Below are 22,101 nucleotides of genomic sequence, written 5' to 3' on the forward strand. Positions count from 1 at the left end.
AGATGGCAAGGGCCGGAACAATGCAAAATCATGAAGTGCGCGTACACCCTGAGAGCGACCGCCTGAACCGCGCAGACCAGCTTGCATGGAAAATTGCGCAGGTCGCAGCGGACCCGGTGGGGGTGGAGCCTGCGGTCGCGGACATGATTATCAACCGTATGATTGACAATGCCGCAGTGGCCATGGCCTCGGTCAACCGCCATTCGGTCATGAGTGCGCGGAGCGAGGCACTGGCCCACCGCAGGCCGGGCGGGGCGACCGTGTTTGGCATGGGGGCGGATGTGCGTGTGCATGCGGAGTGGGCGGCATGGGCCAACGGCACCGCCGTGCGCGAACTGGACTACCATGACACGTTTCTGGCGGCCGAATACTCCCATCCGGGGGACAATATTCCCGGTATTCTGGCGGTGGCGCAGCAGTGCAACCGCAGTGGCGCGGACCTGATCCGTGGCATTGCCACGGGGTACGAAATTCAGATTGATCTGGCCCGCGCCATCTGCCTGCACAAGCACAAGATTGACCACGTGGCCCACCTTGGCCCATCGGTTGCGGCAGGCATTGGCACACTTTTGCGCCTGCCGCCTTCGGTTATCTATCAGGCCATCGGGCAGGCGCTGCATGTGACCACAGCCACGCGCCAGAGCCGCAAGGGCGAGATTTCGTCATGGAAGGCCTATGCACCGGCCCATGCGGGCAAAATGGCCGTGGAATCCGTTGACCGCGCCATGCTGGGCGAGACCTCCCCAACCCCCATTTACGAAGGGGAAGATGGCGTAATTGCATGGATGCTTGATGGCCGGGATGCGCTCTACTCCGTGCCGCTGCCAAGCATGGGTGAGCCAAAGCGGGCTATTCTGTCCTCCTTTACCAAGGAGCATTCTGCCGAATACCAGAGTCAGGCGCTGATCGACCTTGCTTTTCGCATGGGCAAAAAAATCAGCAACTGGGAGGATGTGGACGATGTGCTGATCGAAACAAGCCACCACACCCACTATGTGATTGGCACAGGCTCCAATGATCCGCAGAAGTTTGACCCACAGGCCACGCGGGAGACACTGGACCACTCCATTATGTATATTGTGGCTGTGGCGTTGCAGGACGGGTGCTGGCACCATGTGCGCTCCTACGAGCCGGAACGGGCACGCCGGCCGATACGGTGCGGTTGTGGAAAAAAATCCACACGATTGAAAAACCCGAGTGGACACAACGCTACCACGAGAGTGACCCGGACAAAAAAGCCTTTGGCGGTCGCATTGTCATCCGTATGAAAAACGGCACCATTCTGGCAGACGAGCTGGCCGTGGCCAACGCCCATACGCTGGGTGCAACCCCGTGGCAGCGCGCGGACTACATCAGAAAATTCCGCACCCTGTCGGAAGGGATCGTGGCGGATGCGGAGGTCGAGCGCTTTCTGGCGGCCGTGCAGCGCCTGCCCGAGCTTGGGGCGGGGGAACTCCACCAGCTTGAACTGTATATTCCTCCACAGGACGTGCAGCTCAGTCAGGTGGAAGGCATTTTCAACTTCGGCCTGTCGGGTAAGGGAGCCAGAGCCTCTCACCAGACCGCAGCCCTCACATCCTGACAGACACAGAACATTACGGCAGGGGAGCAAGGACCATGCACACCGAACTGCACCGCACAAAACCTAAAAAATCCGTAGCCCTGTCCGGCACTGTGGCGGGCAATACGGCCCTGAGCACGGTCGGTCACAGCGGCAACGACCTGCACTACCGTGGGTACGACATAAAAGACCTCGCCCGTGCCTGCACGTTTGAGGAAGTCGCCTATCTGCTCATTCACGGCTACCTGCCCAACACGGCGGAACTGGAAGGCTACAAACGCCACCTGATGGGCCTGCGTGACATTCCCGCCATTGTGCGGGCGGCGCTGGAGCGCCTGCCTGCCTCCACTCACCCCATGGACGTGCTGCGCACTGCTGTGTCGGTTATGGGTTGCGCCCTGCCCGAGCGGAGCGACAGCCCCATAGCCGGTGCGCGTGAGATTGCGGACCGGCTGGTCGCCTCCACAGCCTCCATGCTGCTCTACTGGTACCATTACTCCAACCACGGGCGCAGAATAGACACCCAGACGGAAGATGACAGTGTAGGCGGGCATTTTTTACACCTGCTGCATGGGTATGCCCCTCCGTCGGACTGGGTGCAGGCCATGCATACTTCGCTCATCCTGTATGCGGAGCATGAGTTCAATGCCTCCACCTTTGCCGCGCGCGTGGTCGCAGGCACGGGGTCGGACATGTATTCCGCCGTTACGGCGGCCATTGGCGCGCTGCGTGGCCCCAAGCACGGGGGTGCCAACGAGGTGGCGCTGGATATCCAGCAGCGCTACCACACGGCGGACGAGGCCGAGGCGGACATCCGCCGCAGGCTGGAGGCCAAGGAGGTCATTATCGGCTTTGGGCATCCGGTTTACACGCTGGCAGACCCACGCAACGACATTATCAAGGAAACGGCAAGGGACCTCTCCCGCCGCAACGGCACCATGCGGCTCTATACCGTAGCCGAGCGTCTGGAGCGGGTTATGGCGGAGCAGAAGAAGATGTTCCCCAACCTCGATTGGTTCAGCGCTGTTTCGTACAACGCCATGGGTATTCCCACGCCCATGTTTACCCCTGTGTTTGTCATGTCCCGCGTTACAGGCTGGTGCGCACACATTATGGAACAGCGCCGGGATGGAAAAATCATCCGCCCCTCCGCCAATTATACAGGGCCGGACCCGCGCCCGTTAATGCCCCTGCGCGAACGCGATGGACTGGAGTACGCCGCATGACCTATCTGGTAGGCAAAGACCTGCCCGCAACACCCGCGGGCCAGCGTTTTAAGGAGATGATGCACCGTAAAGGGATCATGCAGATCCCCGGTGCGCATAACGGGCAGGCCGCGCTCCAGGCGCGGGACTGCGGTTTTGGCGCGCTCTACCTGTCAGGTGCGGCCATGACCGCGAGCATGGGCCTGCCTGATCTTGGTATTATTACCATAGACGAGGTGTGTTTTTTCATCCGTCAGGTTGTGCGCGCCACAGGCCTGCCCGTGCTGGTGGATGGGGATACCGGGTACGGTGAAACCCTGAACGTGATGAACATGGTCCGCGCCTTTGAGGAGGCAGGGGCCGCTGCCGTGCATATTGAGGATCAGGTGCTGCCCAAAAAATGCGGCCACCTGAATGATAAAAAACTCGTCTCCCCACAGGAGATGGCGCAAAAAGTGGCCGCCGCTGCCCGCGCCCGGCGTGACATGGTGGTCATTGCCCGCACAGATGCCGCAGGCTCGGAAGGGCTGGACGGCGCAGTTGCGCGCGCACGCCTGTATTACGAGGCCGGGGCCGATGCCATTTTCCCCGAAGCACTGATATCGGAAGAGATGTTCAGGGAGTTTGCGCGCCGCCTGCCAGATGTGCCTTTGCTGGCCAATATGACCGAGTTCGGGCGCTCACCCTATTTTACGGCCTCCGAGTTTGAGTCCATGGGTTACAGCATGGTCATATGGCCTGTCAGCTCCCTGCGGGCGGCCAACAAGGCACAGGCTGATCTGTTTGCCACCATTGCGCGCACAGGTGGCACACATGCCATGCTGGACCGCATGCAAACCCGCGAGGAGCTGTACAGAACACTCCGTTATTATGACTACGAAACACTGGACGCAGGCATTGTGGCCACCGTCCTGCCCCACATAGGGCAGCCCGACCGCAACGCAGCCTGAACACCGCAGAACTTCTGTCCCACACAAACAACAAGAACAGGGGATACAAGACCATGACGGACCACACACTCATCCCGGCACGCAACTACCCCGACTACCCGGCACTGATGACACCCGAGCAGTTACAGGCCATGCGTGAGCAGGCACAGCGCGACCCGGACGGGTTCTGGCTGCAACAGGCGCGGCGCATACACTGGTGCTCCAGACCCACGCAGGGATTTAAAGGTAGTTTTGAAAATGACGTGTCCATAAGCTGGTTTGCAGATGGCACGCTCAATGCCTCGGTCTGCTGCATAGACCGGCACCTGACCGACAGGGGGGATCAGGTCGCCCTGATCAGCCAGCGCGAGGCGCATGGGCGCTCGGAAAAACTGACCTACACGGACCTGCACGAGCGCGTGTGCCGCCTTGCCAACGCCCTGACCCATCTGGGGGTGGAAAAAGGGCACCGGGTGGCTATCTGCCTGCCTATGGTGGCGGAGGCGGTTGTGTCCATGCTGGCGTGCGCGCGCATTGGGGCAGTGCATGTGGTGCTGTTTGGCGGGTTTTCGGCAGAAGGTATTGCCGAGCGGCTGGTGGACAGCGGAGCCGTGGCCGTTATTACCGCCAACATGGCGTGGCGTGGCAACAAGCCCGTAGCCTACAAACAGAGCATGGACGAGGCCCTGCGCAAGGCGGGGGGCAACAGTGGTGTGCATTCCGTGCTGGTCGTGCGCACGTCGGAGGAGGCTGTGCCCATGCTGCCCGGACGTGACTACGATTTTCATGACTTTGTAGATAATTTCGAAGCGGATTTTGTCCCCGCCGTCATGCGGGCGGAAGACCCTTTGTTCATGCTCTACACCTCGGGCAGCACGGGCAAACCCAAGGCAGTGGTGCATGCAACGGGGGGCTATATGGTGTGGGCGGCTTACACCATGGGCATGGTTTACACTCACCAGCCGGGAGATGTGTTGTGGTGCACAGCGGATGTGGCGTGGATTACGGGGCACACCTCTGTTGTGTATGGCCCACTGGCCAATGGTGGCACCACCATGATCTCGGACAGCCTGCCAACCTACCCCCAGCCGCAGGTGGTTTGACCTGATAGACGAGTACAAGGTGAGCATGCTCTTTACCGCCCCCACCGCCGTACGCGCCATGATGGCCGAAGGCGATGTGGTGGTAAACCGCCATAACCTAGGCTCCCTGCGCCTGCTGGGTGTTGCGGGTGAGCCCATAAGCCCCGATGCATGGCTGTGGTACCATGATGTGGTGGGCAAAAAGCGCTGCCCCGTGGCCGACACATGGTGGCAGACCGAGACGGCAGGCATTGTGCTTGGCCCCATACCGGGGGTGCAGTCGCTCAAGCCCGGTTCGGCCACCATGCCTCTGCCGGGGGTGGAAATGGCCATACTCGACCAGCGTGGCCGCGTGGAGCAGGGCGCTGCGGAGGGGGCGCTGTGCATTGCCCGCTCATGGCCCGGTCAGGCGCGCACCATATGGGGGGACCATGCCCGTTTTTGCCAGACGTACTTTTCCATGGCGCCGGGCCTGTATTTTACCGGCGATGGCGCAAAGCGGGATGAGGATGGATACTACTGGATAACCGGTCGTATGGATGACGTCATCAACATTGCCGGGCACCGCCTTGGCACGGCGGAGGTGGAGGATGCACTGGGTGCCGACCACAGGATTGTGGAGTGCGCAGCCGTTGGGGTTGAGCACCCGGTCAAGGGGCAGGCGCTGGTGGTGTTTGCCATCCCGCGCAAGGACGTAACCGCAGGGCTGGATGAAGCAGGCATCAGCCGCCTTGTGGTCCAGTTGATTGGCCGCTACGCAGCGCCAGAGGCGGTGTATCTGGTGCCAGACCTGCCACGCACCCGCTCGGGCAAAATCGTGCGGCGGCTGTTGCGCAAGATTGCAAGTGGCGATACGAATGAACTGGGTGATCTGTCGGCCCTGAGCGATCAGTCCATTGTACCTATGCTGCGTGAGCGCGTGTGGGGGCAGATGGCTTTTGGGCAGTCAGAAGCAGTGCAGGCCAGAGCCTGAGCCAACAGGCCAGCACGCAGCAAAATCTTGCTAAGCGCGGCAAGACCGGAGGGGTCGGGGTGGTAACACCCCGGCCCTTTTGCCTGTTATGGGCTGTGTCGCATGTTCACGTCTGCGCCAGACTGGCGTATTCGTGATGAGTCCACCGTGGCGGGCCAGATAGCGGGCATGCGACAAAGTGGGGAACCCCGCAGGCAGGAGTCCTCCCCTAATGGCCATAAGTGCTTCCCCCACCATTGACCGCACAACAGCGCGGCATGTTGTGGCTGCCTCGTTTTTGGGGTGGATGCTTGATGCGTGTGATTTTTTTATTGTCCTGTTCACGCTGGATAATGTTGCGCGCAGTTTTTCCACCTCGCTGGAGGTGGTGCTGCTGGCCCCCACGCTCACCCTTGTGACCCGGCCCATAGGGGCGTTTGTGTGCGGGCGGGCGGCGGATGCCTATGGCCGCAAACCGGTGCTGATCGGAACAATCGCCATTTACTCGCTTATTGAGGTGCTGTCGGCTTTTGCGCCAACGCTTACGGTCTTTCTGGTCCTGCGCGCGCTGTTTGGCATAGCCCTTGGGGGGGAATGGGGCGTTGGCACGTCACTGATCATGGAGAGCGTGCCTCCATCATGGCGGGGTACGGCATCGGGCATTTTGCAGGCGGGGTACCCGGCGGGGTATCTACTGGCCTCGCTGCTGTTCCTGCTCCTGCCTGTTCTGGGCTGGCGCGGGCTGTTTGTGCTGGGGGGCGGGGCCATTGTTTCGGCCATTTACATCTGGCTGCGGGTGCCGGAAAGCCCGGACTGGCTGGCCCGCAAAGCGCAGGGGGCAGGGGCTGCACGCCAGCCCGGTATGCTGGATGTGGTCCGGCAGAACATGGCCCTGTGTGTGTTTGCAGTCGCCCTTATGGCGGCTTTCAACTTTATGAGCCACGGCTCGCAGGACCTGTACCCCAAGGTGTTCCTTGCCCTTGAGCGGCACGTGCCGCCAACCTCCATTACAACCCTTGCGGTGCTGTACAATCTGGCAGCTATTGCAGGCGGGGTGGTGTTTGGTGTGCTCTCCCAGCGGATCGGGCGGCAGTATGCCATTGCCGTGGCAGCAGGGCTGACCCTGCCGCTCCTGCCGTTATGGACCTGCCGCACTCGGTCTTCTGGCTTGGGGTGGGGGCCATGTGCATCCAGTTCTGTATTCAGGGGGCGTGGGGGGTGGTGCCTGCGTATCTGAGCGAGCTTTCCCCCGCATCTGTAAGGGCCACCTTTCCGGGGTTGGCTTACCAGTGCGGCAACCTGATCGCGGCCAGCAATGCGCTGTTGCAAACCCGGCTTGCGGCGTGGATGGGGGCAGGGCTGGCTCCCGCTCTTATGCTCAGTGTGGGTATGGCGGCACTGGTGGTGCTGGTGTTAACCTTGCTCAACGCCCGCCTGCACCCGCAAAGCACATTGGGTGAACACGCCTGACAGCAAGGACCCCACAATGCGCCATTTTGGAAGAGCCGCGTGCCTGCTGGTTGCACTGGGCGTGTTTGCCCCCGCCATGGCGGCCAACCCGCCACGGCGTGTGCGTACCCCGGCCCCAGCCCCGACCCTGGAGCCCATGCGTGTGCCACCACTGGCCCGCGCCGTAATTTTTGACAGGATCAACCATCCGTCCCCCCAGCCTGTGGCGCTGGAGGTGGAGGGTATATCCGTTCAGGTAGAGGTCGCCCAGCAACAGCCCTGTCCGGGCAAGGCAATATTGATGGAGGCGTCCAACCCCGCACCCGCCGGGGGGGAGCCACCATGCACGGTGGCAACGCTGGTGTTCAAAGCGCCCGGCCACCCCGCGTTCAGGCAGGATATTGCCCCCCTGATAACGGGAGATGACGGGGGCATGCTGGGCACCCTGCGCCTTGCCCTGTACCATCTGGACAAAAATGGCGGGCCTTTGCAGGTGCTGCTGTCCGGTTACACAATGGGGGCGCACTGCTGCACGGTTGCCGCCATTGTGGGGTTGGATGACACGGGCCAGTGGCGGGTCACCCCCCTGCCATCGCAGGATGGGGATGTCACACCCGTGGTGCTGGACATCAACCATGATGGCGGGCGGCAGTTTGTGCTGGGTGACCAGCAGTTCAACTACGTATTTGCGTCCTATGCGTGGTCTGTCCTGCCTGTTGTAATTTATGATTACACGCCCGGTACTTTGCGCAACGTCACCACCCAGCCTGCCTATGCGCCGTTTTTGCGGGCCGGGTTCCGGCGTGACTTCCCTGCCTTTCGGGCGCCACCTCCGCCGGACCGTAAGGATATTAACGGGTTTTTGGCCGCCTATGTGGCCAATAGCGCCAATCTGGGGCAGCTCCGGTCGGGGTGGATGTACATGCGGCACTGGTATGACCGGCGCGCGGATAGCGGGCAGACATGGTGCGCACTGGACCCGTCCGTTAAGGTGCGGGGGGCGGAGGGTTGCCCCGCGCCTTACCAGCGCAAAGTGCCTTACCCGCAGGCGCTGGCCCTTTTTTTGCTGCAAACAGGCTACATAACCCATGCCCAGTGTGTGGCCCTTGGGTATGACCCGGAAAAAATTGTGCGCGAGCAGGCCGCAGTGCAGGCCGCCACCACGGCGCGCTGGCATGCGGCACATCCCGGCTAGGGGGGGGGGGCTGTGGATGTGGGGCGAACAGATAAAAAACAGACGCAGGCGGGGAGAAGAACGCGATAATGACACTGGATGAGCATATGGCGCTCATGCGCACGGGTGCGATGTACAACGACCTTGCGCCAGAACTGGTGCGCGCGCGTGAGGCTGCGGTGGTGCTGAGCAACCGCTACAACGCAAGCTTTGGCCGCCCCGCCCCCGAGCGGGAGGCTCTTTTGCGCACCCTGCTGGGTTCTGTTGGCCAGCATGTGCATTTTGAGCCAACACTACGGTGCGAATTTGGGCGTAATATTAGCATTGGCAATAATTTTTACGCCAATTTTGACTGTATTCTGCTTGATGCTGCCCCCATTACAATTGGCGATAATGTCCTGTTTGGTCCGCGTGTGGGCCTGTATTCGGCCAACCATGCACTGGATGCCGTTGAGCGTGCCGCAGGTGGGTGCTACGCCCGCCCCATTAGTATTGGCAATGGGGTGTGGCTGGGGGCAGGGGTGCATATTACCCCCGGTGTCAGCATTGGTGCGGGCAGTATTGTGGGGGCAGGCAGTGTGGTCACGCGCAGCGTGCCTGCCGGGGTGGTGGCCGCAGGGGTGCCATGCCGGGTCATACGTGCCCTGACCCCGGCTGATCGCACCGGCTTTGCACCGTAGGGTGATGGGTGTGTTGGCTCCGGTTTGTGCTGGCAGGCGTTGCAGCATACACAGGGGGCAGACAAGCCCCCAACCCTGCCAGCAAGAAGTGTGATGAAAGATCTGTTTACAGGCCACCATGTCGGCCAGTCCCGCCCGCTCAGACTGTCGGATGACGTCGTAAGCACCGCCACCTATGGCGGGGAGGACAACTGCTACCGCTACACCCTGCGCCGGGTGTGGGAGGAGGGCAGGCCAATGGTCATGTGGCTGATGATGAACCCCTCAGTCGCCACCGAGCATGGAGATGACCGGACCGTGGCCAAATGCCAGCGTTACGCGCGGGCATGGGGGTATGGTGGGCTGTTTGTGGGCAACACCTTTGCCTACCGCTGCACCGACCAGACCCGGCTGCTGGAAACACCAGACCCCGTAGGGCCGGGTAACGATGCCGCCCTGCTGGATATGGCACGCAAGGCTGACCTTGTTGTCGCAGCCTATGGCTCCCCCCACCACAAGGGGCTGCGCGCGCGCGGGCCACAGGTTGTGCAAATGCTCCAGAACCACGGGATTGCCGTATGTGCGCTCAGGCTGAGTGCGGGGGGGCGGCCATGCCACCCGCTCTACCTGCCAGCCGACCTCAAACCCTTTGAACTGCCCGCAACATCCCCCGCAGCGCAGATGGCGTGGCAGGCCGGTAGGGGTAAAGGGCGGAGTTGACGGATGCGCCCCATGGGTATCCCATACACGCAACAGGGTTAGGCTGTACAAAGGGATGGAGACAGACGTGACGGAACACAACACGCAGGCCGGTCGTGGTTATCTGGCTTCGGCCGAATTTGCCGCCCAGCTTGACCGGCTGGGCGAGGTGGCAGCCCGCACAGGGCTGAACGTAGCCCCCGGCCAGCAGGTTATCATGACCGCGCCGCTGCATGCAGTGCCGCTGGTGCGCCGCATTACCGAGCACGCCTACAAGGCAGGTGCATCGCTGGTCAGCACCTTTTATTCGGATGAGCAGACCACGCTGGCGCGCTACCAGTACGGTGCGGAAGACACGTTTGATACAGCCGCAGGCTGGCTGGCTGCGGGCATGGCAGAGGCTTTCGCGCAGGGGCTGCGCGCATGGCCATTACCGGCTCCAACCCCGCCCTGCTGGCAGGGCAGAACCCCGAGCACGTCTCCCGCGCCAGCAAGGCCGCCTCCCGCGTGAACCGCCCTGCCATGGAGATCATTACCAATTTTGATGTGAACTGGTGCATTGTGGCCGCCGCCACGCCGGAATGGGCCATGGAGGTTTTTCCCGACCTGCCGCAGGAGCAGGCGGTGGAGGAACTCTGGCGGGCCATTTTTGCCGTCTCGCGCCTAACGGGGGATAACCCGGTGGCGCAATGGGCGGCGCATAACGCCATTCTGCACCGCCGCGCAGCTTATCTGAATGATGTGCGCTACGATGCCCTGCATTTTTCCGGCCCAGGCACGGACCTGCTGGTCGGGCTGGCCGATGGGCATGACTGGGCCGGTGGGGCGGAAAAAGCGGGCAACGGCATTGTGTGCAACCCCAATATTCCGACCGAGGAGGTGTTCACCACCCCCCATCGCCTGCGTGTGGAGGGCACCGTGGCCAGCACCAAGCCACTCTCGCACCAAGGCACGCTCATAGACGGGATAAAGGTCCGCTTTGAGGGCGGGCGGATTGTGGACATGCACGCAACACGCGGGCAGGAGGTGCTTGAGCGGGTGCTGGACACGGATGAAGGGGCCAGAAGGCTGGGTGAGGTCGCCCTTGTGCCCCATTCCTCCCCCATCTCGCGCAGCGGGCTTTTGTTCCAGAATACTCTGTTTGATGAAAATGCAGCCAGCCACATAGCCCTTGGCCAGTCCTACACCAAATGCATGCGGGACACGCAGGGGCAGGACGAGGCCGCACTGGCCGCACGTGGTGCCAATGCGAGCATGATCCACATAGACTGGATGATCGGCTCGGGCGACATTGATGTGGACGGGCTGGACGCACAGGGCGGCCGCGTGCCGCTTATGCGCGGTGGTGAATGGGTGATTGCAGTATGAGAGGGTTTGAAAACATGATTTTTATCCGCAAGGTTTCCACTGTTCTGGGCGCTGTGGCCCTGCTGGCAGGTGGCGCGGCCCATGCCCAGAGTGTGACCCCAGTTGGCGGTGCCACCCCCCATGCACCGTCCCTGACGCCTGAGCAGGTGGTCACCATGCAGCATGACATGGACACAGCCCTGCACTACAAGCTGGCCCCGGATGTGCTGCCCCGGCTGAGTGCTACGCTCAGGGCCATTCAGGCCGCCAAAATTCAGCCGCCGGGGCATGCTGGCATGTCGCTGGACCAGCAGATCGCCCTTGTGGGGCAGGTGCCGGGGCTGGAGGCTATTCTCAAGGCGCATGGGCTGGATGCCCGCAGCTTTGTTATGAGCTGACCTGCGTGGGCCTGACTGGCAGCCTGTTGAATGTTCCCCCCGGTCAGGGTGGCGCGCAGATGCCCGTGCCGGATGCAGCCAATGTGGCTATTCTCAAGAACAACCCGCAGGCGTTGCAGGAACTGGTGGGTGTGCTGCGCCAGAGCGTGGGGGCGGACAGCAGCAGCACGCAGGTCCACTAGAGCCTCCATGATTTAATCCTGTTGGCCTGAGCCTGCGGGGTGTGGCAGGTTTAAACCCCGGTGGACGGGGCGTGGACGGGCCTACCCCGCCATGGTGTGATGCTACGGAGCGGGCCATGACAACAACAGGTGCGGGCGGTCTGTCCGGCCCGGGGCCTTGGGTGGGTCTGGGTATGCAGGGGGCTGGCGTGGCGGAGGGCAGTACCCCGTCTGCCACCCAGTCTGGTACGCAGGCTGGTGCCTCCGCTCAGGTGGGGTTGCCCTCGGCCACCACACTGGTGCAGAGCGCGCGCACCGCACTGGTGCAGGCACAGGCCCAGCAGGCCGGGGTCATGCTGACTCTGTCCGCAGGGGCGCAAAGCTTGCTGGGTGGTAGCTCTCTGCTGGATGTGGTGGGGCAGGCGGCACCACACAGGGGGGGAGTACGGCCACATCCGCCGACAGCGCACAGGCCGCACTCGCAGATACAGCGCAAAATACAGCACAGAATGTTGCGCAGGGCACGGTGCAGGGGGCTGCATCGGGTCTGGCATCCGGGCTGGCCTCGGGCAGTGTTGCCTCTGGCGCGGGGATCAGTACGCTGGTTGCTGATGTCATGCAGGCGGTAGAGACAGTTCTGGCTGACCCTGCGGCAACAGATGCGCAAAAGACCATGGCCAGCCAGCTTGTGCGTATGCTCACCGCCATGGCGGGCCAGTCCGCCAGTGCGTGGACGAGCGGTATGGTGGCCAGCCTGCCGCTGCTTCAGGCCGAGGTCTTGCCGTCCGGGGCTGCGGGTGGGGCGGTTGTCACCACCTCGGGCCTGTATGGGTTGGCCAGCAACGCTGTGCTGGATGGCAGGGTGGCCATGGCTACGGCCTTGCAGAACATGGGCGCAACGCAGGGGGAGGAGATTGTTCTGCCCGGCGGCATTGTTCAGCTTTCGCAAACCGTGGCGCAGGGGGCGGGGGCATCTGTTCCGGTGTCTCTTGCAGGCAATGCCCTGACAAATGCCCTTCTGCCCGAACTGTTCCGTGCCTTGTCTGCTCTGGTTGCAGACCAGAGCGCGACCGATGCGCAAAAAGCAGCCGCCATGCTCCTGCTCCAGCTTCTGGGCACGGAGGAGGAGGAGGACGGGGCCGGGCAAATCCCGCAGGCGCTGCTCAACCCCCTGTTGGCTGCGGCCCTTATGCCTGCACTCACACCTGCACAGCGTGGGCGGCTGGTCCGCGCCACCCTTGCGGGGGAAGCGGAGGACATGGGGCGCACGGAAGAACTGGACCTGTCCGGTGGACCGGGGGCCGGGGGGCTCCGTGCTGCGCTGCGCAGGAATGCCGCCTATCTGGCTGCCGTGCAGCAGCCACTGCTGAACCAGATGCTCCAGCAGGCGCAGACTGAGGAGGCAGAACCCCTGCTGGCAGGCTGGAGTACGGCGGCCCTGCGCCGTGGAGACGGGGTGGAAGAGGTGCTGGAAGGGGGCTCCGTGCTGGCGTTGTCCCAGAACCTTATGGCAGATTCGCCCTATATGGGGGCATTGTCCAGCACGGGCCTGACCCCGATCCTGATTATGAGCTGGGCTGCCCTGCTCTCTGGCTGTCTGCCGCGTGTCTACCCGTTTGTGCCGCGTGTGTGGCGGCGGGCGGATAAAAAGAAGTGGCGCAGGAAAAACCAGCGCAGCAAAATGGATTTGCAGAGCCTGCTGTTCACGCAAGGGGCCGTGGAGGTCTAGTGCGCCCTTACCCGGCCTGTGCTCAGTGGGGCGCGGGCTGTGTGCAGCTTGGGGTTGGCGGCAGGTCCAGCGTGCTGAGTGTGCCCTGCATTTTATAATCCCCAAAATCCAGATGGAGCTGGTCCGACACGCCGTTGGCAAAGTAACGCATGCCCATTTCATACTCAGGCATCATGGTATGGGCGTTACGGTCGTAAAAAGCGATGTGTACATGCCCTGCCGCCAGTTTTTGCAGGGGCAGGTAAGGGCTGTTTGCCGGGGGAGGGGACCAGTTGAGCAGTGTAACGTAGGTATCCTCCGGCCCATCGGGCAGGGTGCCGTCAAACAAAGGGGTGGTCAGCTCTTTTCCGCCACTGGCCGCAGTAGCCAGAATACGGGCGGTATGGGCAATCGGGAACAACGTGCCAGCGGGCAGGGGCAGGGTTTTGGCCAGAGGCTGGCGGTACTGCACAACGCCCGAACCATCGGGGGCAAGGCTTGCCTCCCCGCTAACAACGCGGAGCAGCTTGCCGTTGCGTGTTTCCTGGCTTTTAAAGGTCAGGTGCCGCCCGTCCAGACTTTCCTGCGCGGCATAATCGGACAGCAGGTGCTCCTCCCCGCGCTGGCGGGTGACACTCTGGATGTCCAGCCGCTGGTGGGATGACCAGCCAAGGCAGGTTTTGAGCACGGTATAACTCATGCGCCCTGTAGCGGAGAGCGTTTGCCCGCCTGCGGCCTCCACCAGCCCCAGATCATACACAGCCCTTTGCGATACAAGGGCCGCTGCCGCAGTAGCAGCGCTACTGGCCTGTGCGTGCGCAGCAGGGGCTGCAAAAACAAACAGGGTGGCCGTGGCCAGAGCCGTGGCCATGGACGTAGCCAGCGTATTGGCCAGAATGGTGGCCCGTGGGCGCGGGGGGCGTATGGTCATGCCCCTAAAAGAAAACATCCGGCGCGGTCATGCAACCGGCCGGATGTGTGTTTATGGGCTTAAAAGGCCGTTATCAGTCTTTTTTGACCACGGGTTTGGGCTTGGGCAGGTTAAGCGCGAGGGAGAGTTCCTTCATCCGCTCCGGTGCCACGGGGGCGGGAGCACCCATCATCAGGTCTTCGCCCTGCTGGTTGAGCGGGAACAGGATGACTTCGCGGATGTTCGGCTCATCGGCCAGCAGCATGACAATGCGGTCCACACCGGGGGCGGAGCCACCATGCGGGGGCGCTCCATAGCGGAAGGCGTTGAGCATGCCACCAAAGCGGGCTTCCACCTCGCTTTCGGGGTAGCCTGCAATTTCAAACGCACGCACCATCACTTCTGGCAGGTGGTTACGTACTGCGCCGGAGGAGAGTTCGATCCCGTTGCACACAATGTCGTACTGGTAGGCCAGAATATCCAGCGGGTCTTTGGTGTTCAGCGCGTCCAGCCCACCCTGCGGCATGGAGAACGGGTTGTGGGAGAAGTCCACAAGCCCGGTTTCCTCGTTCAGCTCGTACATGGGGAAATCCGTGATCCAGCAGAAGCGGAAGGCGTTCTTCTCGATCAGGTCCAGTTCTTCGGCAATGCGGGTGCGCACAAGACCGGAGAACTTGGCCACGTCATGCCCCTTGCCTGCGGCAAAGAACACGGCGTCACCCGCCTTCAGCCCCAGTTTGGTGCGGATGGCCTCGGCCCGTTCGGCCTCAAGGTTCTTGGCAATCGGGCCTTGGCCACCCTCAGCGTTAAAGGTGATGTACCCCAGACCGCCAGCCCCGTTCTCGCGCGCCCATGCGTTGAGCTTGTCAAAGAACGAGCGGGGCTTGTCCCCTGCGCCGGGGGCGGGAATGGCGCGGATTTCTCCCCCATCAGCGGCAATGCGGGCAAACAGGCCAAAGCCGGAGCCTGCAAAGTCTTCCGTCACATCCGTAATCAGCAGCGGGTTGCGCAGGTCGGGCTTGTCGGAGCCATAGACCTGCATGGCGCGGGCGTAGGGAATACGCTCAAACGGTGCGGTGCTAACCGTGCGGCCGTTGCCGAACTCGGTAAACAGCCCGCTCATGACCTCTTCCATCACCGCAAAAATTTCGTCCTGCGTGGCAAAGGCCATTTCAAAGTCAAGCTGGTAGAACTCACCGGGGGAGCGGTCCGCGCGGGAGGCTTCGTCACGGAAGCACGGGGCGATCTGGAAGTAGCGGTCAAACCCGGCCACCATGGCAAGCTGCTTGAACTGCTGCGGTGCCTGCGGCAGGGCGTAGAACTTGCCCGGATGGTTGCGTGAGGGCACCAGAAAGTCCCGCGCCCCTTCGGGGGAGGAGGCGGTCAGGATCGGGGTTTGCAGCTCCACAAAATCCAGCGCGGTCATGCGTTTGCGCATGCTGGCGATAACGGCGCAGCGCAGGCGGATGTTGGCGTGCACCTTCTCGCGCCGCAGGTCGATGTAGCGGTAGCGCAGGCGCAGCTCGTCGGAATAATGCTCCTGCCCCGCAACCTGCAGCGGCAGCACGGCAGCGTGGGACTGCACCACAAACTCTTTTGCCTGGACTTCAATATCACCCGTGGCCAGGTCGGGGTTGCGCGTCCCTTCCGCACGTTCGACCACATTGCCCGTAACCGTAATCACGCTTTCCACGCGCACGGGTTCGGCTGCGGCCATAACGTCCGAGCCTGCGGGAATGACAATCTGGGTGATCCCCGTTTCGTCACGCAGGTCAATAAACAGCAGGCCGCCATGGTCGCGCTTGCTGTGCACCCAGCCGGACAGGCGCGCGGTGGTGCCAGCATCGCCCGCGCGAAGGGCCGAGCAGCTATGGGTGCGGTAAGGGTGCATGGTCTTGTCCCAAATTGTTTGGCCCGGCCTGCGGGCGCTGGGTTTGCCAGAGTTCAATTGGGGTGGAGGAAGCAGGGGCAGGGGCCTTATGTCAAGGCTGGAAGCGGGTGGTGCCCCCCTGATTTTACGGTCTGGGGGGCTTTTGTGGCCTGTTCAGTCGTGCGTGCTGTGGCGCAGGTCCGCAGCAAGGGCTGCAATGGAGTCCGCTCGCGCGTCCCATGCGAACATAAAGCGGTATACGCTGCCAAACATGGTATAGAATCGCCACCCGCGTGCACGCAGGGCATTGGCCACGCGCTCTGGCATAAGCAGAAACACCGCATTGCTCTGTACGGGCCATGCGAGTTCGACCTCCTCCAGCCCCTCTATGGCCTGTGCAAAGGCCAGTGCGCTCTCATTGGCATGGCGGGCGTTGTCCAGCCATGCGCCGGACTGGAGCATGCTCAGCCACGGGGCGGAGAGAAAACGCATTTTGGAGGCAGTCTGCCCACCCTGTTTGGTGCGCTCGGCAAAGCCCTGTGCAAGCTGTGGGGTAAAGAACACCACGGCATCCCCCATGGCCATGCCGTTTTTGGTGCCGCCAAAACTCAGTGCATCCACACCGGACTGCCATGTCATGGCGGCGGGGGTACACTCCAGTGCAGCTACGGCGTTGGCAAAGCGTGCGCCATCCATGTGCAGACGCAGCCCGTTGTCATGGCAGGCGTTGGCAATGGCCCGGATCTCATCCACCGTGTAGAGCAGGCCGTTCTCGGTCGGCTGGGTGATGCTGACCACCGCAGGGGTGGAGGCGGCATCACTGCGTGTGCGGCGCATGGCAAGGGTAATGCTGGCCGGGGTGACCTTGCCGTCCTCCGTGGGGGGCGTAATCAGCTTGGCCCCGCCGGAAAAAAACTCCGGTGCTCCCCGTTCGGACGTGTTCACATGCGCGATTTCGGAGCTGATGATGCTGCAATACGGCGGGCAGAGCGTTGCCAGCACCAGCGCATTGGCCGCCGTGCCATTGAATACAAAAAACACGCGGGCCTGTGGGGCGTCAAACAGGTCGGCTACGGCCCGTGCGGCAAGGCGGGTCCATGCATCATCCCATAGGCGGGGGTGGAGCCTGTGGCGGCGCGGGTCATGGCTTCGAGTGCCTGCGGGCAGATACCTGCGTAATTGTCGCTGCCAAACTGTTGCGCGGGGGCCGATGTGGCGGGGGGGCTGGGAACAACCTGCGGGGTAAGGGTCACGGCAAACTCTCCGGCTGGGGTTGGGTGCGCAAGAGGGCACGGAACAGGGGCGCGTTATATGGTGCCTGCAAGCCAGACCTTGCTTGTGGTGGGGTTTTGCTGTAAGGCCCCAGCCACCGCGCAGGCACCCCTGGAGGCTTGCGTGCACAAGTTTTTCAGGAGAAGTCAAGGTGTCCAAAATTACAACAATTGAAGCTTCTGCGCGCGCGAAGGCTGGTAAGGGGGCAGCGCGTGCGACGAGGCGTGAAGGTCTGGTGCCCGGCGTTGTGTACGGCGGCAAGCAGGAATCCACGCTGATCGCGCTCGACCCGCGTCTGGTTGTCAAGGCAATCCAGACCTCTGGCTGGCGCTCACGCGTGTATGACATCCAGATCGAAGGCGGCAAGACCGAGCGCGCTCTGGTGCGTGACGTGCAGCTCCACCCGGTCAAGGATTCGCCCGTCCATATCGACTTCCTGCGTCTGGCCGCTGGCTCGCGCGTGCATGTTGAAGTGGCTGTGCACTTTGTGGGTGAAGACAAGTCCCCCGGCATCAAGCGTGGTGGCATGCTCAACGTCGTGCGTCACACGGTTGACGTGGAAGTGGCCGCGGAAAACATTCCCGAGTTCTTCACGGTTGACCTGAGCAAGCTCGACATCAACGACAACGTGCGTTGGGACGACGTGCAGGGCACCGAAGGTGCGACTCCTGTCTCCCACGAAGCCAACTTTGTTGTTGCCTCCATTGCCGCACCGATTGTTGAAGCGGCACCGGCAGAAGGTGCGGCTGCTTCCTAACCGGGAGCGGGCCTAAAACCTGAGCTGATCGAACGCGGGGGCACGTGCAGGCGCATGTGCCCCCCTTTTCTGTTGATAGACACAAGGCGGAACCCGCAATGCTGCTCTGGGTCGGACTGGGTAACCCCGAGTCCTCCATGCGCCGGCACCGGCACAATGTCGGCTTTATGGCGGTTGAGGCCATTGCCGCCCGATATGGTTTTTCACCCTGGCGCAACCGCTTCCGGGGAGAGGTGGCCGAGGGCCGCGTAGGCAACCACAAGGTGCTCGCGCTGCTGCCCATGACCTACATGAACCGCTCGGGCGAGAGCGTGCAGGAAGCGGCCGCCTTTTACAAAATAGCCCCCGAGCAGATCACACTGTTCCATGATGAGCTGGACCTGGAACCGGGCAGGCTGCGTATCAAGCATGGTGGTGGGGCGGCGGGCCATAATGGCCTGCGCTCGACAGACAAAATGCTGGGCACACCAGACTACTGGCGCGTACGCATAGGCATAGGCCACCCCGGCGCCAAGGAGCGGGTGCACGGCTGGGTGCTGGGTAATTTTACACAAACAGACCAGCAGGACTGGCTCGACCCCATGCTCGCACGCATGGCCGATGCCGCCCCCCTGCTGGCGGATGGGCATGCCGACCGGTTTATGACCAAGGTTGCACTGCCACAAGGGAGCAAGGGCTGATGGGTTTTAACTGCGGTATTGTTGGTCTGCCCAATGTGGGCAAGTCCACCCTGTTCAACGCGCTTACGGCGACCGCTACGGCGCAGGCCGCCAACTACCCGTTCTGCACGATCGAGCCGAACGTGGGCCGTGTGGCCGTGCCCGACCCCCGGCTGGACAAGCTGGTCGCCATTGGCAAGTCCCAGCGCGAAGTGCCGACCAGCCTTGAGTTCGTGGATATTGCGGGCCTTGTGCGTGGTGCCTCCCGCGGGGAAGGGCTGGGCAACCAGTTTCTGGCCAACATCCGCGAAGTGGACGCCATTATCCATGTCCTGCGCTGCTTTGAGGATGATGACATCACTCACGTCGAAGGTGGCGTGGACCCGGTGCGTGATGCGGAAATTATTGAAACCGAGCTGATGTTGGCGGACCTGGACTCGCTGGAAAAGCGCCTGCCCGCGTTGGAAAAACGTGCCCGCAACCGCGATGGGGAGGCCATGGCCCAGATTGAGGTCATGACCCCCATTCTGGCCGCCCTGCGTGATGGCCGCCCCGCGCGCACTGCCATTCCCGCCGGGGAGGAGGAGACCGTCCGCCGCCTGCAACTCATGACCAGCAAGCCCGTGCTGTATGTGTGCAATGTGGACGAGGACTCGGCGTCCACCGGCAATGCCTTCTCTGAGAAGGTGAAGGCCAAGGCCGCAGCCGAAGGAGCCGCGGTGGTGATCGTGTCCGCAGCCATTGAGGCTGAGGTCAGCCAGCTTGAAAACGAGGAGCGCCGCGAGTTCCTTGAAGGGCTGGGGCTGAGTGATAGCGGTCTGGACCGTGTGATTGCGGCTGGCTACAAGCTGCTGGGTCTGAGCACCTACTTTACCGTAGGCCCCAAGGAGGCACGTGCATGGACCATTACGGTTGGCACCAAGGCTCCGCAGGCGGCAGCCGTCATTCACAATGATTTCGAGCGTGGCTTTATCGCCTGCGAAACCATCGCATTTGATGACTATGTCCGCTATAATGGGGAGGCAGGCGCCAAGGAAGCTGGTCGCCTGCGTGTTGAAGGGCGTGACTACGTTGTGCAGGACGGGGACGTTCTGCTCTTCCGCTTTAACGTCTGATACGGCACTGTAAAGCGCGCTTACAGGTCCGCCCATGCGGGGCGGGCCACACACAGCAAAAAAGAAAACAGGACAATGGAGATAAGGGACGCCAGCATGAATACGGAGGAAGACAGTCGGCAGCATATGGCCACGGCGGAGACACGCGCACCCCAGCAGGATGCGCCATCGCCATGCTCCATGCACGATCTGGCGCACAAGGCCAGACTAGCTGCCCGCACGCTGGCGCAGAGTTCCTCCTCCGAGCGTGACAAGGCCCTGTGGGCGGCAGCCAGTGCGCTGCGCGAATCCGCCCCGGCCATTTTGCAGGCCAATGCGCTCGACCTTGCCGCTTCCACCGCAAACGATGCGTTCCGTGACCGGCTGACCCTCACCCCCGAGCGGGTGGAGGCCATGGCCCGTGGGCTGGAAGACATTGCCGACCTGCCCGACCCCGTAGGGCAGGTGCTGGAGGAGTGGTCGCGCCCCAATGGGCTGCGTATTCGCAAGGTGGCCACGGCTGTTGGCGTTATTGGCGTTATTTATGAGAGCAGGCCCAATGTGGGGGCGGATGCTGCGGGACTGTGCATCAAATCCGGCAATGCCGTGCTGCTGCGTGGTGGCTCGGAAAGCCTGCATAGCGCGCGCGCCATCCATGCCGCCATGCAGACCGGCCTGCGTAACGCTGGCCTGCCTGAGGATGCGGTGCAGATTGCCCCCGATGCAGACCGCAAACATGTGGCGGATATGCTGACCGCATCTGGCCTTGTGGACCTGATTATCCCCCGTGGAGGCCGCTCCCTTGTCGAGCGCGTGCAGCGCGAGGCCCGCGTGCCTGTGCTCGCCCATGCGGAGGGGCTGTGCCACACCTATGTGCACTCCGCTGCCGACCATGCCATGGCGCGGCGGATTGTGCTCAACGCCAAAATGCGGCGTGTGGGTATTTGCGGCGCAACCGAAACCCTGCTGATTGATGCGGCCATTGCCTCCGTGCTGCTGCCCCAGATTGTGGCAGACTTGGCCGAGCAGGGCTGCACCTTCCGTGCCGATGCCGCTGCCCGCCAGATCATGCCCGATCTGCCGGTGGGAACACAAAAGGACTTTGCCACCGAGTGGCTGGATGCGGTGCTGAACGTGGCCGTGGTGGACGGGGTGGACGAAGCCCTTGACCACATTGCCCGCTTTGGCTCCTCCCATACCGAGGCCATTGTTACGGCGGATGAGGCCGTGGCCATTCGCTTCATGAATGGTGTGAGCAGTGCTGTGGTCATGTGGAATGCCTCCACCCAGTTCTGTGATGGTGGCGAGTTTGGCTTCGGGGCCGAAATTGGCATTGCCACTGGGCGCTTCCATGCCCGTGGGCCGGTGGGTGTGGAACAGCTGACCACCTTCCGGTACGAGGTCATTGGTAGCGGGCAGGTTCGCCCCTGAGCGTGCAGCACACCCGTCTGCGGGGCCTGCCTGCCAGCGCTGCTCCTACGGGGGTGGCAAGGTCCGGTGGGCAGCCGGTGCCAACATGGGGGGATGGGCGGCACAGCCGTATTGGTCTTTTGGGTGGGTCGTTCAACCCCGCCCACAGGTGGCATCAGGCCATTGCGCGGCGGGCTTTGCTGGAGCTGCGGCTTGATCAGGTGTGGCTTCTGGTCTCTCCGGGCAATCCGCTCAAGGCAGGGCGGGAGATGGCGTCTTTTGCCACCCGTCTGGCCACGGCGCGCAGTCTGGCCGATGGCCGCAAGGTGGTCGCGACCGATCTGGAGGCCCGACTCGGCACGCGCTACACCGTGGACACACTGGCCCGGCTCAAGGCCCGCTTCCCCCATGTGCGCTTTGTATGGCTGATGGGGGCGGACGGTCTGGTCACCCTGCCACGGTGGAAGCACTGGCACCAGCTTGTGCGGCAGGTGCCTTTGGCGGTTTTCCCCCGTCCGGGGCAGAATGTGCGGGCTTTGGGCGGGTTGGCGGCGCATTATCTGGCCCGCTGGCGCGTGCCTGCACGGCAGGCAGCAGGGCTTGCCACACTTTCTCCCCCAGCTTGGGCTTTCCTTCCGGGGGTACAAAACAGTATATCTGCAACAGCCATTCGTCAGCGGGGCGGGTTTGACGCCACCACGGATCAGCCATCACCCCCATAAAGCATTCAGTTTCAGGAGAACGGTCATAACAACCAAGCCACCCGCCGAGACGCCGGCACGCGCCCGCCCCGCCACTGCACGTG

16 protein-coding genes and 5 pseudogenes are annotated in these 22,101 nt (G+C 62.6%); 18 read left to right on the forward strand and 3 right to left on the reverse strand.

The window, feature by feature from the left end; all coding sequences use genetic code 11:
- Window positions 1-20: 20 nt before the first annotated feature.
- The 13 genes and pseudogenes from JCM25146_RS18750 to JCM25146_RS10410 all read left to right on the forward strand — a co-directional run bounded on the left by JCM25146_RS18750 (window position 21) and on the right by JCM25146_RS10410 (window position 13,345).
- Window positions 21-1,582: pseudogene (locus JCM25146_RS18750) on the forward strand (MmgE/PrpD family protein).
- 35 nt (window positions 1,583-1,617) lie between these two features.
- Window positions 1,618-2,787, forward strand: a complete 1,170-nt coding sequence (gene prpC / locus JCM25146_RS10360; protein ID WP_025827802.1) for a bifunctional 2-methylcitrate synthase/citrate synthase — start codon at window positions 1,618-1,620, stop codon at window positions 2,785-2,787.
- Window positions 2,784-3,716, forward strand: coding sequence for a methylisocitrate lyase (gene prpB, locus JCM25146_RS10365; protein WP_025827804.1), 933 nt, complete (start codon window positions 2,784-2,786; stop codon window positions 3,714-3,716). Before prpC ends, prpB begins: the two co-directional genes overlap by 4 nt.
- A 53-nt stretch (window positions 3,717-3,769) precedes the next feature.
- Window positions 3,770-5,750: pseudogene (gene acs / locus JCM25146_RS18755) on the forward strand (acetate--CoA ligase).
- A gap of 211 nt (window positions 5,751-5,961) precedes the next feature.
- Window positions 5,962-7,199, forward strand: a pseudogene (locus tag JCM25146_RS18760) (MFS transporter).
- Entirely contained in the window at window positions 7,186-8,373 is a 1,188-nt protein-coding gene (locus JCM25146_RS10380; RefSeq protein WP_051544198.1) for a hypothetical protein, read from the forward strand. Before JCM25146_RS18760 ends, JCM25146_RS10380 begins: the two are co-directional and overlap by 14 nt.
- 68 nt (window positions 8,374-8,441) lie before the next feature.
- Window positions 8,442-9,032, forward strand: coding sequence for a sugar O-acetyltransferase (locus JCM25146_RS10385; RefSeq protein WP_025827807.1), 591 nt, complete (start codon window positions 8,442-8,444; stop codon window positions 9,030-9,032).
- Between the two features lie 93 nt (window positions 9,033-9,125).
- Window positions 9,126-9,731, forward strand: a complete 606-nt coding sequence (locus JCM25146_RS10390) for a DUF1643 domain-containing protein (RefSeq protein WP_025827808.1) — start codon at window positions 9,126-9,128, stop codon at window positions 9,729-9,731.
- A gap of 55 nt (window positions 9,732-9,786) precedes the next feature.
- Window positions 9,787-11,078: pseudogene (locus tag JCM25146_RS18765) on the forward strand (aminopeptidase).
- Window positions 11,075-11,455, forward strand: a complete 381-nt coding sequence (locus JCM25146_RS18770) for a hypothetical protein (RefSeq protein ID WP_242401054.1) — start codon at window positions 11,075-11,077, stop codon at window positions 11,453-11,455. Before JCM25146_RS18765 ends, JCM25146_RS18770 begins: the two are co-directional and overlap by 4 nt.
- 5 nt (window positions 11,456-11,460) lie before the next feature.
- Window positions 11,461-11,637, forward strand: a complete 177-nt coding sequence (locus JCM25146_RS23875; RefSeq protein ID WP_242401055.1) for a hypothetical protein — start codon at window positions 11,461-11,463, stop codon at window positions 11,635-11,637.
- 71 nt (window positions 11,638-11,708) lie between these two features.
- Complete coding sequence (locus tag JCM25146_RS22065) at window positions 11,709-12,245, forward strand: hypothetical protein (RefSeq protein ID WP_148299046.1); 537 nt, start codon at window positions 11,709-11,711, stop codon at window positions 12,243-12,245.
- Window positions 12,143-13,345: a hypothetical protein gene (locus JCM25146_RS10410; RefSeq protein WP_025827809.1), complete on the forward strand. Its 1,203-nt coding sequence runs from the start codon at window positions 12,143-12,145 to the stop codon at window positions 13,343-13,345. The genes JCM25146_RS22065 and JCM25146_RS10410 overlap by 103 nt, the downstream gene beginning before the upstream one ends.
- Before the next feature lie 22 nt (window positions 13,346-13,367).
- Here the strand turns inward: JCM25146_RS10410 and JCM25146_RS10415 are convergent, their stop codons facing one another.
- The 3 genes and pseudogenes from JCM25146_RS10415 to JCM25146_RS18775 form a co-directional block, all read right to left on the reverse strand.
- Window positions 13,368-14,255 carry an EipB family protein gene (locus JCM25146_RS10415; RefSeq protein WP_242401056.1) on the reverse strand — a complete coding sequence of 296 codons (888 nt, stop codon included), beginning with the start codon at window positions 14,253-14,255 and terminating at the stop codon, window positions 13,368-13,370.
- 73 nt (window positions 14,256-14,328) lie between these two features.
- A complete protein-coding gene (gene aspS, locus JCM25146_RS10420; protein WP_025827813.1) occupies window positions 14,329-16,125 on the reverse strand; it encodes an aspartate--tRNA ligase in 1,797 nt (598 codons plus the stop codon).
- Window positions 16,126-16,278: 153 nt separating this feature from the next.
- Window positions 16,279-17,249, reverse strand: a pseudogene (locus JCM25146_RS18775) (threonine aldolase family protein).
- Window positions 17,250-17,527: 278 nt separating this feature from the next.
- On the opposite strand from JCM25146_RS18775, the gene JCM25146_RS10430 reads away from it, so the two are divergent.
- The 5 genes from JCM25146_RS10430 to JCM25146_RS10450 all read left to right on the forward strand — a co-directional run bounded on the left by JCM25146_RS10430 (window position 17,528) and on the right by JCM25146_RS10450 (window position 22,018).
- Window positions 17,528-18,133, forward strand: coding sequence for a 50S ribosomal protein L25/general stress protein Ctc (locus tag JCM25146_RS10430; protein WP_025827815.1), 606 nt, complete (start codon window positions 17,528-17,530; stop codon window positions 18,131-18,133).
- A gap of 98 nt (window positions 18,134-18,231) precedes the next feature.
- Complete coding sequence (gene pth, locus JCM25146_RS10435) at window positions 18,232-18,813, forward strand: aminoacyl-tRNA hydrolase (RefSeq protein WP_025827817.1); 582 nt, start codon at window positions 18,232-18,234, stop codon at window positions 18,811-18,813.
- A complete protein-coding gene (gene ychF / locus JCM25146_RS10440; protein WP_025827819.1) occupies window positions 18,813-19,907 on the forward strand; it encodes a redox-regulated ATPase YchF in 1,095 nt (364 codons plus the stop codon). Before pth ends, ychF begins: the two co-directional genes overlap by 1 nt.
- A gap of 96 nt (window positions 19,908-20,003) precedes the next feature.
- Window positions 20,004-21,317, forward strand: a complete 1,314-nt coding sequence (locus JCM25146_RS10445; RefSeq protein ID WP_025827821.1) for a glutamate-5-semialdehyde dehydrogenase — start codon at window positions 20,004-20,006, stop codon at window positions 21,315-21,317.
- Window positions 21,318-21,334: 17 nt separating this feature from the next.
- Window positions 21,335-22,018: a nicotinate-nucleotide adenylyltransferase gene (locus JCM25146_RS10450; protein WP_081774828.1), complete on the forward strand. Its 684-nt coding sequence runs from the start codon at window positions 21,335-21,337 to the stop codon at window positions 22,016-22,018.
- The last annotated feature ends 83 nt before the right edge of the window (window positions 22,019-22,101 follow it).

The organism is Acetobacter okinawensis JCM 25146, from assembly GCF_000613865.1.
GTDB classification, from domain to species: Bacteria; Pseudomonadota; Alphaproteobacteria; order Acetobacterales; family Acetobacteraceae; genus Acetobacter; species Acetobacter okinawensis.

What these genes read in the sequence shown, in the direction of transcription:
- prpC (WP_025827802.1), top strand. Translation starts at nt 1,618, where the DNA reads ATGCACACCGAACTGCACCGCACAAAACCTAAAAAATCCGTAGCCCTG.
- prpB (WP_025827804.1), top strand. Translation starts at nt 2,784, where the DNA reads ATGACCTATCTGGTAGGCAAAGACCTGCCCGCAACACCCGCGGGCCAG.
- JCM25146_RS10385 (WP_025827807.1), top strand. Translation starts at nt 8,442, where the DNA reads ATGACACTGGATGAGCATATGGCGCTCATGCGCACGGGTGCGATGTAC.
- JCM25146_RS10390 (WP_025827808.1), top strand. Translation starts at nt 9,126, where the DNA reads ATGAAAGATCTGTTTACAGGCCACCATGTCGGCCAGTCCCGCCCGCTC.
- JCM25146_RS18770 (WP_242401054.1), top strand. Translation starts at nt 11,075, where the DNA reads ATGAGAGGGTTTGAAAACATGATTTTTATCCGCAAGGTTTCCACTGTT.
- JCM25146_RS10415 (WP_242401056.1), bottom strand. Translation starts at nt 14,255, where the DNA reads ATGACCATACGCCCCCCGCGCCCACGGGCCACCATTCTGGCCAATACG.
- aspS (WP_025827813.1), bottom strand. Translation starts at nt 16,125, where the DNA reads ATGCACCCTTACCGCACCCATAGCTGCTCGGCCCTTCGCGCGGGCGAT.
- pth (WP_025827817.1), top strand. Translation starts at nt 18,232, where the DNA reads ATGCTGCTCTGGGTCGGACTGGGTAACCCCGAGTCCTCCATGCGCCGG.
- ychF (WP_025827819.1), top strand. Translation starts at nt 18,813, where the DNA reads ATGGGTTTTAACTGCGGTATTGTTGGTCTGCCCAATGTGGGCAAGTCC.
- JCM25146_RS10445 (WP_025827821.1), top strand. Translation starts at nt 20,004, where the DNA reads ATGAATACGGAGGAAGACAGTCGGCAGCATATGGCCACGGCGGAGACA.